Source organism: Halorhabdus rudnickae (genome assembly GCF_900880625.1).
In the GTDB taxonomy this organism is placed as follows: Archaea; Halobacteriota; Halobacteria; order Halobacteriales; family Haloarculaceae; genus Halorhabdus; species Halorhabdus rudnickae.
Genome location: NZ_CAAHFB010000001.1, coordinates 325738 through 338845, shown reverse-complemented (window position 1 = coordinate 338845; position 13108 = coordinate 325738). Strand labels below are relative to the sequence as shown.

The 13108-nt window shown below is 62.7% G+C and carries 8 protein-coding genes and 1 pseudogene; 4 read left to right on the top strand and 5 right to left on the bottom strand.

Annotated elements, in window-relative coordinates; translation table 11 throughout:
• Positions 1 to 155: 155 nt before the first annotated feature.
• On the top strand, positions 156 to 1091 hold the full coding sequence (locus tag BN2694_RS01690; protein WP_135662022.1) for a sugar kinase: 936 nt from the start codon (positions 156 to 158) through the stop codon (positions 1089 to 1091).
• A gap of 93 nt (positions 1092 to 1184) precedes the next feature.
• Positions 1185 to 2198, top strand: coding sequence for a glycine cleavage T C-terminal barrel domain-containing protein (locus BN2694_RS01685; RefSeq protein ID WP_135662020.1), 1014 nt, complete (start codon positions 1185 to 1187; stop codon positions 2196 to 2198).
• A 16-nt stretch (positions 2199 to 2214) separates the two neighbouring features.
• On the opposite strand, the gene BN2694_RS01680 is transcribed toward BN2694_RS01685, so the two are convergent.
• The 4 genes from BN2694_RS01680 to uvrA form a co-directional block, all read right to left on the bottom strand.
• Complete coding sequence (locus tag BN2694_RS01680; protein ID WP_135662018.1) at positions 2215 to 3297, bottom strand: geranylgeranyl reductase family protein; 1083 nt, start codon at positions 3295 to 3297, stop codon at positions 2215 to 2217.
• Between the two features lie 98 nt (positions 3298 to 3395).
• Complete coding sequence (locus tag BN2694_RS01675) at positions 3396 to 6470, bottom strand: PAS domain-containing protein (protein ID WP_135662016.1); 3075 nt, start codon at positions 6468 to 6470, stop codon at positions 3396 to 3398.
• Positions 6471 to 6780: 310 nt separating this feature from the next.
• Positions 6781 to 7173 (bottom strand): hypothetical protein, encoded by a 393-nt coding sequence (locus BN2694_RS01670; RefSeq protein ID WP_210408895.1) that lies wholly within the window; start codon positions 7171 to 7173, stop codon positions 6781 to 6783.
• A 43-nt stretch (positions 7174 to 7216) separates the two neighbouring features.
• Positions 7217 to 10198: an excinuclease ABC subunit UvrA gene (gene uvrA, locus BN2694_RS01665; RefSeq protein ID WP_135662014.1), complete on the bottom strand. Its 2982-nt coding sequence runs from the start codon at positions 10196 to 10198 to the stop codon at positions 7217 to 7219.
• A 132-nt stretch (positions 10199 to 10330) separates the two neighbouring features.
• Here uvrA and BN2694_RS01660 point away from each other — a divergent pair, with 132 nt between their 5' ends.
• Together BN2694_RS01660 and BN2694_RS01655 are read left to right on the top strand one after the other, a co-directional pair.
• Positions 10331 to 11107 carry a bacteriorhodopsin gene (locus BN2694_RS01660; protein ID WP_135662011.1) on the top strand — a complete coding sequence of 259 codons (777 nt, stop codon included), beginning with the start codon at positions 10331 to 10333 and terminating at the stop codon, positions 11105 to 11107.
• A 92-nt stretch (positions 11108 to 11199) separates the two neighbouring features.
• Positions 11200 to 11901, top strand: a pseudogene (locus BN2694_RS01655) (MFS transporter); the annotation flags it as partial.
• 520 nt (positions 11902 to 12421) lie between these two features.
• On the opposite strand, the gene BN2694_RS01650 reads toward BN2694_RS01655, so the two are convergent.
• The gene (locus tag BN2694_RS01650; protein WP_135662007.1) at positions 12422 to 12817 is read right to left on the bottom strand and encodes a type II toxin-antitoxin system death-on-curing family toxin; all 396 of its coding nucleotides are present in this window, start codon (positions 12815 to 12817) and stop codon (positions 12422 to 12424) included.
• Positions 12818 to 13108 lie beyond the last annotated feature (291 nt).

The following is a 13108-nucleotide window of genomic DNA, read 5'->3' as shown; positions in this document are numbered from 1 at the left end:
TCGACCAGTGAGACGCCTCTCCGCAACCGAACCGTCTACGTGCTTTCGCGCCGCTCGATGCGGGATCCGGGATCAGTCGCCGCCAGCGGACGTGGCCCTCGCGGCATTCGAATCGATCGGGAAGATTAAACCTCGGGGCGTTAAACCGGGTTGGTATGAGTTCACTCGTCACCGTGGGGGAAACGCCGTTGCGTGTGTCGCCGCCGGACAGTCAGCAGTTCGTCGACACAGGCGCGGTCGAACTGGCAGCAGCCGGGACCGAAAGCAACGTCGCGGTCACCGCAGCGTGTCTAGGTGCGGACAGCGTCTGGGCGTCCAGATTGCCGGCCACACAACTCGGAAAGCGAGTCGTCGCCGAACTCCGCGAGTACGGCGTCGACCCCGACGTCACCTGGGCCGAAGACGGTCGGGTCGGACTGGAGTTCACCCAGCGCGGCGTTGCGCCCCGGGAGCCGATCGTCATCCAGGATCGCGTCGACGCGGCGGCGGCCTCGATGACGCCGGGAGACCTTCCAATGGAGCGCGTCCAGGCGGCCGACGGTGTCTTCGTCTCCGGAAGTACCGCCGCTCTCGCCCCGACCACGATCGACACACTGGTGGCAGTCCTCGGAGCGGGAGGGACTGATGGTGGACTGACGGTCTTCGACCTGGATTACCGACCGCGGCTCTGGGACGCCGAGCAAGCCCGGGAATCTCTCACCGAAGTCTTCGAGGCGACCGACGTGTTGATCGGCAACGAAGACCAGTTACAGACGGTCTTCGGCCGAACGGGTGATCCCCACCAGGTCGCCCACGGCGTCGCGTCACAGTGGGACTTCGAGATGCTTGCGATGACCCGCGGTGAACACGGCGCGCTGGTCATTCACGATAGTGTCCTGCACGAATGTGAGAGCATCGAGACCGAGACCGTCGACACCGCCGGCCAACACGACGCGTTCGTCGGAGCGTTCGTCCAAACACTCCTCGAAGAGGAGGGTGCCGACACCGCACTGTACAACGGTGTCGCCGCCGCGACCGTCGCGCGGACGCTCCCCGGGCCGATCCCGGCGGTCGATCCCGGGGATGTCGAGTCCGTTCGCTCGAAACTGTAACCCCCCATCTGTGGCGAAAGAGACCGACCGACAGGCCGTCCCGGCACCGATTGACCCGCTGCATTTATCTCGCCATCGGCGTGAGTCCGAGGCATGACGAGTATCCCCGCGGTCCACGAGCGGTACGGGGGACTGCTGACCGTCAGAGGTGACCGTCGCGTCGTCGCCCACTACGGACGCCCCGACCGCACCTACGACGCGATCCGGAACGTAGCCGGCGTCATCGAACACGGTGTCGGGATCGTGAGTGTCGAGGGGCCTAGCCGTCGAGACGCCGTCGAAGCGTCGCTGACGAACGCGCTCCCGGCCGAGGACAGCGGGACCTACGGCTTTGTTCTGGGAGACGGGACAATCACTGCCGATGCGTACGTCTTCGATGTCGGTGATCGGCTTCTAGGATTCGTCCCGTCGGACCGCGTCGAGGCGGTGGCCGAACTGTGGAGCGGGAACGGGTACACGGTCGAAAAAACGACCAGAGAGATGACTGTCTTCGGCGTCTACGGCCCGAAAGCGACCGAAAAGATCGCCAGCGTCTGCTCGGCGACGACCCCGGAGACGCCACTGGCGATTGCCCGCGGGGCGATTCGAGACATCGGCGTTACCGTGATCCGGGAGGACGGTCTCGCCGGTGAAGAGGGATATCTGGTCGTCACGACCAGTGAGGACGCCGAAGCAGTCTTCGACGCGATGGTCAACCGTGGACTCAACGCCACCCCGTTCGGGTACGAAACCTGGGAGCGCCTGACACTCGAGGCCGGGACACCGCTGTTCGAGACGGAATTACGGGACGCCGAACCCGCGGTTGTCGGCGTCGCGAACGCCTTCCCAGACGACGCGGCTCCCGAACCGTCCGACCGTCGTCTGTGCGGGTTCACCGCGACAGAAGTCCCCGAGGCAGATGCGGCTGTATACGCGAACGACCGGCACATCGGTCACGTGACACGCGCCGTCGAGAGTCCGAGCGATGGGACGGCAATCGGCTTTGCCGTCGTGGAGACCCCATTCGACGACGAGTGGACGATCGGCGACCGCGTCGACGCGACGGCGGCGGCCGCTCCGTTCATCGACGGCTCCGATCGGTCGGCCCGCATGCCTGCGTTCCAGTAACAGTCCGTGGCGGGCGTCACCGCGAGAACAGCGCCCGCAATTGCTCCCTCGAGAACAGCGATGACGGCTCATCCATGTGGACGCCGATCTTCCCGGAGAATATCCGGAGACCGGCGCGCTGGATCGGCTCGGGTAACGAATATCCACGTCTGACCCACGCGCCCAGCCGGATTTCCCGGCCGAGTTCCTCCCGCCAGGCGTCCTCGTATGCCGAGAGCGTGCTGGGATCGGCGGGGTCGATCGTCCGCGCTGCGTGATCGGCCGCCGTCATGCCGTAGCGAATGCCCCCGCCGGTGAAGGGCTTGGTCTGGGCGGCGGCGTCGCCGATCAGGAACACTCGCTCACTCGTGACCGAGTCGGCTGGCCCGATCGGGATGAGTCCCGAACACCGGCGGTCGATCTCGACGCCGTACTCGTCGGTGAGTGCGTCGAACCGTTCGCCGACGGACTCACCCGGCGGCGTCGCGAGCCCGTACTCGACGCCGGCCGACCCGCGCGGGATGCGCCAGGCGAAAAACCGCGGGACGTTCAGGTGGACGTCGACGAAGTCCCCGTCGTCGGGATCCGTCTCGAATCCGAGCACGCCGTGCAGGAGTTCATCCGGCTCCGCAAGCCCCACTGCGTCCCGGACGCGCGACTGCGGGCCGTCGCAACCGGCGACCATCCGTGCTCGATAGGTCTCGGTGCCGGCGCTTCCCGTGACCGTCACCTCGACGTGATCGTCACGCTCGTCGACGGCGGTGACAGTGTGACCATCCCGGACAGTGGCCCCTGCGTCGCGCGCCGCCTCCGCGAGCACCTGATCGAGACTGACGCGGTCGATGACCTGGGAGACGACTTCGTCCTTGTAGAAGGGATAGGCCCGGCTGTCCGGCCCGCCGAGGTGAAAGCGTGCACCGCGGATCTCGTTCTGGAGGAGCCTCTCACGGTCGTCTTCGGGGACATACCCGAGTACGTCCGTGCTGACGTGGCCCGAGCAAGCCAGCGGTTCGCCGATCGTCCCCTGTTCGAAGACAAGAACGTCCAGACCCGCTTGGGCGGCTCGGCGAGCGTAGCGACTGCCGGCAGGCCCCGCCCCGACGACGATCACGTCGCGCATGTATCTCCGGCAATGGCCTGGGAACTATAGGTCTTCACGATCGAGAACGCCGTGGTTGCCGATCACTGATCTCCGATCACCGATCGTACGCTCCGGAACTATGGTTCGGTCTCGAACTCGAAGCGTGCGCCGCCTTCAGTCCCCTCCGTCACCGATACCGTCCAGCCGTGGGCCAGCGCGATGTCCTCGACGATCGAGAGACCGAATCCGGTCCCACCCTCGTTGGTCGTGACGCCGTGATCGAAGACCGTTTCTCGACGCTCCGGTGGGATCCCCTCGCCGTCGTCTTCCACGTAGAACCCCGCACGATCGGGGAGTGACCCGACAGCGATCTGGACGTCAGTGCCACCGTGTTCCACGGCGTCGTCGCGAGTCGAAGACGAGCGAGGGGTCGTGGAACCATGTTCCACGGCGTTCCGGAAGAGATTCTCAAAAAGCTGGGTCAATCGGCCCGCGTCACCAGCCACGGTCGGCACGTCCTCGGCGACACGCAGCGTCGCCGCGTCGGTGTCGACGTAGCCCCACGCTTCAGTCGAGAGGGGTTCGAGGTCGATCTGTTCGGCGTCCTCGATGGTGCTCTCGCCACGCGCCAGCGTGAGGAGGTCGTCGATGAGACGCTCGATCCGGTCGTGAGCCGACTCGACCTTCTCGAAGTGCGCCGGGTCGCCCGACTCTGCCGCGACTTCCAGAAAGCCCATGGCAACGGTGAGCGGGTTCCGGAGGTCGTGGGCGACGACGCTGGCGAACTGATCGAGGCGCTCGTTCTGTCGGGTCAACTCCGCCTCCCGGCTGGCCCGTGCCAGCGCCGCTTCGACCGTTGCTCCGAGGATCCGAAACAGATCGACGTCGGCGTCAGAGAATACGTGCGGTGACGTCGAACCCGTCGAGATGAGACCGTACTCGCCGAGCGGAATCAGAATCTCGCTTCTGATATCCGTGTCCGGGTTGTACACCTCGTCGGTCGATTGGATGTCGTCGTACCAGCGTAACTCGCCGGACTCGAAGGCGTCCCAGGCGAGGCCCTCTCCAGCCTCGAACTGCGGCTGTGCGCCGAAAATCTCATCCGCTCCGTCGGTTTGGACGATCGGATCGAGGGTGTTCGTCCGTTCGTTGTACTCCCAAACGCCAGTAATTTCAAGATCGAGAACGTCGACCGCCGCCTCGACTGCGAGGTCGCCGATCTCTTCGACCGACTGTGCGCCACTGAGTTGCTGGGCGGTTTCCTGGAGTGCCCGAAGGCGACGCTCCAGCTGCTTCTGTTGGCTGATGTCTTCGAGAACGGCGAGGATGCTCGTCGGTTCCCCGTCGGAATCGACGATCGACGTCACCGACAGCAGGAGGTCCAGCCGATCCCCGCACTTCGTTTCCCGTCTGATCTCTCTGCCCCGGATCTGTTCGCCCGCGAGGACTCGCTGTCGGAGATCGGCGAACTCCTCGCGTTTGTCCGCCGGAACCATCGGATTGAACTCGCCGAGGACCTCCTCGCGCGACCAGCCGAACATCTCTTCGGCACCCTGGTTCCAGCGGCGAACGTTGCCGTCAGGATCGACCTCCATGATCGTCAGCGGCGCGGCGTCGATGAGTGACTCCAATCGCTGTCGGGTCTCCTCGAGTTCGCGTTCCCGCACGACCTGCTCGGTTATGTTCCGGGCGATCCCGAGAATCCGGATCACCTCGCCGTCGACAACGATCGGAGCCAGACTCGTCTGCCAGAAACGCGCGTCTTCGGCCACTGAGAGTTCCTCACGGTAGGAGATCGGCTCTCCCGCTTCCAGACAGCGTCGATAGTTTGCATCGAGTTCTGCCCCCCGCTCCTCGCCGAAAATAGCCTGGGGCGTCTTGCCCTGTACCTCCGCCGTCGTGAGGCCGGTCTGGGTCTCGTAGCCGGGCGAGAGTCGGGAAAAGCGGAATTCGTCCGAATCTGCCGTATCCACGTCGATCAGGAAAATCGCGTCGCCGGAGTTACTCAGGAGAGCATCGTACTCCTCGGCGAGTCGCTGTCGCTCTCGCTGCCGGTCCGTTCGATCGGTAATGTCCCGTGCCACGACGAGAACCTGCGAGTCCTCCCCGCTACGAAAGGGCGTCAATCGAACGTCGAACGTCCCCGTCCCGGACGCGGCCTCGAGTTCGATCTGTAGTTCGACGTCATCACCCTCAACATCGCCGTTGCTGTCCTCGATGGCTCGAAACGCGTCCTCGACGGTCCGGCTGAACCGTTCCGCATCCGGCTCCGGGAGGAGTTCCTCGACGAGTACGTCGAGAGAGCCTCCCTCGAGCGGGCGCCCGACTGAGGCGCTCATCGACGCTGTCGCGGCGGCGTTGGCGAACGCTACGGTCCGGTCCGCGTCGAGCACGATGACCGAATCCTGCACGTTCCGGAGGATGGTCTCGTTGCGCTGCAGTTCCTGCTGGCGTTCCCGTTGTTCGGTGATTTCCTGAGAGAAGATGGTCAGACCGTCCTCGTCCGGAAACGCGCGCACTTCGACCCAGTACTCGAAAGGAGAGCTGACGTACTGTTCGAACGAGACCTGTTGGCCGGTTTCCATCGCGGTTCGATACTTCGCTTCGAGTTCCGTCCCGACGATCGACGGGAACGCTTCCCAGAGATTCTCGCCGATGACTGCCTCGCGGTCGCGATCGATCCGGGCGGCCATCTTCTCGTTCATGTACTCGATGCGCCACTCGGTGTCGACAGCGTAGATCGCGTCGGTCGCCCGTTCGAGCGTCCGCTCGAAGCGATCGGTCACGCGCTCGGCCATCGCTCGTTCCCGTTTGGCCCCGACCAGCGTGTCGATACGACGGGCAAGCAACTCGAAACTTTCCGCGTTCGATCGGATCGGGATGTAATCGGAGACGTTCGCCTGGATCGCCCGGCTGGCGATCTCCTCGCTCCCTCGTCCGGTAAAGAGGATCGTCGGCACGTCGGCGTGACGCGCCTGGATCGCTTCGAGAAGATCGATCCCGGTCCCCTCCGGAAGCGCGTAGGATGTGACCACACAATCGATCGCCGTCGTGGAGACTGCCTCGATCGCCGCCTCGGCATCACGCACCGTCGTGATTTCGATCGTGGGGTCGATTCGCGGGAGTTTCGTCCCGACGAGATCGGCAAAGGCTTCGTCGTCGTTCACGTAGAGGACCCGTTTCGCTCCAGAGTCCTTCTCGACGTGTGCCATTACCTAAAGAAGGGGCCGGCTTCATTTGAGTGATGGGGATCAGTTCTCCGATGTGATAGCCGGACCGATGAAGACGCCCGGAAACGCGACAGGTTCCAGAAACCGTCGACCTCCGGAGTCGCCCACTCAGGGGGCCTCTAGCGACCGAGGAACGCCATCATCGCGAGCCAGGACGGCGTGCTCGTCGAGCGCGACGAGTGCGGTGGCCATGCCGGGGCCTCGGTCGGAGCGACAATGAAGGTCCCGACGGTGCTCGGTAGGAATCGTCCAACACAGATGCGATGTCCCGCTGAGCAGGCTGATGGACAACTCAGGACAGAACGTGTTCGGACGGCACGGCACAATCGAACGTGCCCGAGAAGACGACATCACCCGTCCCGGCCACTTCGACAGTCACGTCGACACTCGGCCGTGGGTCGCGCTCGGTGACAGTCGCCGTCGCTCGGACCGTCTCGCCGGCCCGCGTCGGGTTCGGGTACGTGACGTCCGAGCCAGTCAGGACGACAGTCGGTTCGTTCACGGCGAGCATCGCGGCGTAGTCGGCCGCGCCATAGACGAACCCACCGTGGACGAGTCCGGTCTCGTCGACGGCCATCTCTGCGGTCGTCTCCAATTCCACGACGGCAGTCTCCGCACCGATCTCGACCGGCTCTCCGACAAGCGTCTCCGATAGCTGCTCGTGCGTTCGCTGATCGACCATCATCGTCGGCTGACGCCCTGAAGGAGTTTCGGCCTGTCGATCCGCGTCAGTCGTCGGCCGCGGGCGGGGCGGCGAGTTCGCGATCGGCTCGCGGTCCCTCCATCTCGATCTCCGGCAAGAGGTCACGCAGGTACTGGCCGGTGTAGGATTCGTCCGTCCGGGCGACTGCTTCCGGTGTCCCGGCAGCGACGATCGTCCCACCGTTTTCGCCGCCCTCCGGCCCGAGGTCGATGATCCGATCGGCGTTCTTCACGAGATCGAGTTCGTGCTCGATGACGACGACCGTGTTTCCATCGTCGGTGAGCCGGTGCAGCACGTCGATCAACTTGCGTTCGTCCTCGGGGTGGAGCCCGGTCGTCGGCTCGTCGAGGAGATACAGCGTCTCGCCGGAGTCCTTCTTGCCGAGTTCCTCGGCGAGTTTCACGCGCTGGGCCTCCCCGCCCGAGAGCGTCGTCGACGGCTGACCGAGTTTCATGTAGCCGAGGCCGACGTCCTCCAGAAGCTCCAGCCGTCGGCGGATTCCTGGATGGCCCTCGAAAAACTCGCGGGCCTCCGCGACGGTCATCTCGAGGACGTCCGCGATCGTTCGGTCTTTGTACGTGACATCCAGAGTCTCGGCGTTGTACCGGTCACCGCCACACTCCTCACAGGGCACCTCGACGTCGCTGAGGAAGTTCATGTCGATAGTGACGGTGCCTTGCCCGCCGCAGGCCTCACACCGACCGCCCTTGACGTTGAACGAGAACCGGCCCTTCTCGTAGCCCCGCTGTTTCGACAGTTTGGTCTCGGCGAACAGCTCCCGGATGTGATCGAAGACGTCCGTGTAGGTTGCGGGATTGGATCGGGGCGTCCGACCGATCGGCGACTGATCGATCAGCCGAACCGTCTCGATCTCGTCGATCCCCTCGATGGCGTCGTGTTCGCCCGGGTTGACGCTCCGGTTGTCGTTCATCTCGCGCACCAGGCCCTTATAGAGGACGTCGTGCATCAGCGTCGACTTCCCGGACCCCGAGACGCCGGTGATGGCGGTGAACGTCCCCAGCGGGATGTCCACCTCGAGGTCCGCCAGGTTGTGCTGGCGAGCACCCCGGATCGTCAGCGTGCCTGCGGGGTCCCGGCGTTCGTCTGGAACCGGAATCGTCCGTTCGCCCGCCAGGTACTCGCCGGTGACCGATTCGTCGCTGTCGAGGACGTCCTCGACGGGGCCGTTGACGACGATCTCGCCGCCGCGCTTGCCCGGGCCGGGACCCATGTCGACGATGTTGTCCGCCCGGCGCATCGTCTCGGTGTCGTGCTCGACCACGAGCAACGTATTACCGAGGTCTCTGAGCTCCGCCAGGGTGTTCAGCAGGCGATCGTTGTCCCGCTGGTGGAGGCCGATCGAAGGTTCGTCCAGAACGTAGAGGACGCCAACGAGCCCCGATCCGATCTGAGTCGCCAACCGGATCCGCTGGCTCTCGCCGCCCGACAGCGTCGCGGCCTCACGGTCGAGCGTCAGATACTCCAGGCCGACCTCCTGCATGAACCCGAGCCTGGCGCGGATCTCCTTCAATATCTCCGTGGCAATAGTGGCGTCCCGTTCGCTCATCCCGTCTTCCATGCCCTCGAAGAGGTCCAGGGCGTCGCCGATCGACATCTCGTTGACGTCGGTGATGGATGTGCCTTCGACGAGGACGGCCCGCGATTCGGCCTTCAACCGGGTGCCCTCGCAGTTCGGGCACGTGGTCGTGGCCATGAACTCCTCGATGTGCTCGCGGGCGCGGTCGGAGTCCGTCTCCACGTGGCGGCGTTCGAGGTTCGGGATGACGCCCTCGAAGCGCTCGGTCTTCTCGCGGGTGCCGTTCTTGGTCTGCCACTGGAAGTGAACCCGATCGTCGGTACCATAGAGGAACTGGCGCTGGATCTCCGGATCCAGGTCCTCGAAGGGCGTCTCTAGGTCGACGCCGAAGTGTTCGGCGACGTTGTCGAGTTGCCGGGAGTAGTACGTCCGGTTGTAACTCCAGGGTTCGAAGACGTGCTTCAGCGGCTTGGCGGGATCGGTGATCACCAGATCCTCGCTGACCTCTTTGGTTTCGCCCAGTCCCTCACATTCCGGACAGGCGCCGTGCGGGGAGTTAAAGGAGAAGCTCCGGGTCTCGATCTCGCTGATGTCGATCCCGCAGTGCGTGCAGGCCAGATCCTCGGAGAACTCGACGACGAGCCGATCCTCGTCGCTGTCTCCGTCGCCGTCGTCGCCGTCTGCCCCGTCGGCCAGATCTCCGGTCGAGCGGGCCGTTGCACCGCCTAACTCCGCTCCTTCGGGGGGATCGGGGACGATGACCTTGAGCACGCCGTGGGCCTCTTCGAGAGCGGTCTCGACGGAGTCGGTGACCCGCGAGCGAGCGTCCGGGGCGACCTGCACCCGGTCGACGATCACGTCGATCGTGTGATCGTAGTTCTCGTCGAGATCGGGGCGATCGAGCGTCAGATCGTACGCCTCGCCGTCGACCTCGACGCGGCTGTAGCCCTCGCCGACGAGTTCGTCGAAACGGTCCTCGAAGGCCCCCTTCTGATCGCGGACGATCGGCGCGGCGATCTTCAGTTTCGTATCCGCCGGGAGTTCGAGGATCCGCGAAACCATGTTCTCGGCGCTCTGTTCGCCGACCTCGCGGCCACACTCCGGACAGTGTGGCGTCCCGACGCGAGCGTAGAGGAGCCGGAGATAGTCGTGCAGTTCCGTGACCGTCCCGACCGTCGAACGAGGGTTGTTGGCGGCGTTTTTCTGGTCGATCGAGATCGCAGGCGAGAGTCCTTCGACCGACTCGACCTGTGGTTTGTCCATCTGTCCGAGAAAGTTCCGCGCGTAGGCCGACAGCGATTCGATGTACCGTCGCTGGCCCTCGGCGTAGATCGTCTCGAAGGCGAGCGAGGATTTGCCCGACCCCGAGAGGCCGGTGACGACCGTCAGTTCCTCGCGTGGGATCTCACAATCGACGTCCTTGAGGTTGTGCTGTTCGGCCCCGCGGACCTCGATGACGTCCTTGCTCATTCGAGATACTCCACGGCCCGGATCGGTGAAACCCTGTCGGTACGTCTCTCACTCGACGGATAGCGGCATGTATTACCGAATAGATTTGGTACGACCGTTACCCGAGTTCCGAGCCAAGTCCTAACCTGTAGCATGGCAAACCTAACCACGATATCGCTGTGGGCAGGCACGGCAGGAATGTTCCTGGGAATGCTGTACTTCATCGCGACAGGATGGAACGTACGGGATTCCCGGCGAAAGAAGTTCTACGTCGTGACGACGTTCATCGCGGCGATCGCCTTCGTCAACTACCTGGCGATGGCAACGGGTTTCGGGAAGCTCCCGATCGAAGTCGTCGAGAACATCCTCGGGACGGAACTCAACGGTGTTCCCGAGGAGATTTACTGGCCGCGATACACCGACTGGATCCTGACGACGCCGCTGTTGCTGTACGACATCGCGCTACTCGCGGGCGCTGACCGCAACACGACCGGGACGCTCGTCGGACTCGACGTGTTGATGATCCTCACCGGCGCGGTCGCGACCCTGACGTTCAGCGGTGCAGCCGGGATGGGCGTCGGGGGCGTCCGTATCCTCTGGTGGGGCGTCTCCACCGGCTTCCTGTTGGTGTTGCTGTATGTCCTGTTCTCGACGCTGACGGCGAGAGCGGCGGAGTTGTCGCCCGACACCAGGAGTACGTTCGAGCTTCTCCGGAACATGATCGCCGTCCTCTGGCTGGTGTACCCGGTCTGGTGGATCGTCGGCACCGAAGGCCTCGGCGTCATCGGGATCGGCCCAGAGACCGCCGGCTTCGCCGTGCTCGACGTGACCGCGAAGGTGATCTTCGGGGTCATCCTGCTGCGGAGCCACAGCGTCCTCGACGACGGCGCTGTCTCGACCGGCAGCACGTCGGCACAACCGGCTGACTGACGAGGACGCCCGACTACTTTTTCCCACCACTTCGCCAGTGAGTAAGAGTCGAGAGATTTTCCTCCCGCGTGGACTTGCGGGAACTGGCTCCTGTGACACGGTTTCGATCGATCGAATTGCTCGGGGATAGAGAGTTCCTCGCGCTTGCGGGCACGGCCTTCGCCCGGAGTCAGGCGTACTCGACGATCCTGATCGCCCTGGCGCTGTACGTCGATCTCTTCGAGACGACCGGGTTCGTCGAAGGGCTTTTCGGGACGGCCTTTGCGGTCGTCCAGTTGCTGGTCGTCCTCCCGTTCGGGAGATACGTCGATACCGGCAACGCGAAGCGGTATCTGCTGACCGGCTTCCTGATCAATGTCGCCGTCTTCGTCGGATTCATCGTCGCAGACAGCGCGGTCCACGTCATCCTGTTCCGGATGATCCAGAGGCTTGGAGCCAGCGTCCTCTGGATCACCGGTGCGACGATCGTCGGAGAGATCAGTCCCGATGCAGAGCAGGGTCTCTGGCTAGGTTCGTACAACCAGGTCGCGTCGTTCTCCTCGCTGCTCGGCGACCTCGTGGGCGGCTATCTCCTGTACGCCTACGGGTTCACCGTGCCGTACCTGGTGTTGACCGCGATCACGCTCGGCTCGTTCCTGCTCGTCGCCCTGTTCCTGCGTGACGATCCTGGGGGACAGACGGCGCCCGAAGAGACGGGCGGCATTGACGCCTTCCGGTCGCTGTTGAACCTGCCGACGCTCCGGGCGTTGGTCGGCTTTCGCTTCGCGTTCCGCTTCGGGAAGATGGCAGTCATTGATACCCCAGTATTCAAATTATCTTTATTTTCCCCATAGCGGATTGTGGCGAATCGCAAGACAGCGTAATATCGGCGTTACCAATATCTGTCTTCTAATAGATTTTGAAACATCCCACATACCCGTGGAATTTGACAGAAAACAGACTCACGCATGAGCAATAACCGTTGTCGCGTAAGGGCAGTTTACCGATCTCCGGTAATAGCCGTCATAGGCTGTTAATACTACACAGCAACAAGAGGGCGGTTAAATGGGGGTGAAACAGCTATTCAAGAAGATCAAGAGTGTCTTTGTGCTTCGAAATCAGGTCACGCACCCGCTTTCGATAGGCAGCCTTCGGTCCACCATCGGCCCTTTTTTGTGCTTCTTTTTCGTTCATATGTTCTTCCTCCCAATAAGTGGGTGATACTCTCCCCTATTGGGATATTCGTCCTTAGTGGGATTATGTAGACGGATGTACTTCAATCTATGTACTCTATTCCTACCGAAAATGTACCGAATGAAATCACTAGTGTATTTTTCATTGCCGGAGCTTATCTTCATCAATGGATCCATCCTCTAACCACCGCGCTATTTCTTCCACAGAATATCGCTTCCGGCACTTCATAACACGCTCAACTATGTCCCCACTTTTCGCGGGTTCAAGATTTCGTCTATCAAGGTATTCAACGACAACAAGGAAAGCCGTCCGCTTGTTTCCATCCTCAAACACATGAAGCGAGGGGAGTTTCCGCAAGATTACTGCTGCCCTTTGAAAGTCGTCGTCGTATTCCCGTGCTTCTTCGATTAATTGTGCTAGCTTTTCGTCGGCAAATCGATCACGGACGCCGGGGTGTTTCAGGTCATATATGTGGATGATTTCATCATGAATAGTATAGATTTCCTCGACAGTTGGAAGATCGTCATCTGTGGTCATCGAGTCACTGAGTATTCTATGATTTTCGAGGGTTTATTTAAATCACCCGTCCTCTCCACGTCCTACCACACTATAGTAGGCCGAATGGGCCGTCAACTATTGGCATTTGACAACCGACTGCCGAACACGGTTTGATTGCTACAGCAGAAATGAAAACAAGACTAATGCACAGTCGTCGGTAAGGGTCTGACGCCCCAGCTTCGAGAAGGTCCGTCCTGGCTGCGGGGTTCATCGCCGTCGCGACGACCGCGTACGTCCTCACCGCTCGTCGTGCCTACGTACAGGAACCGC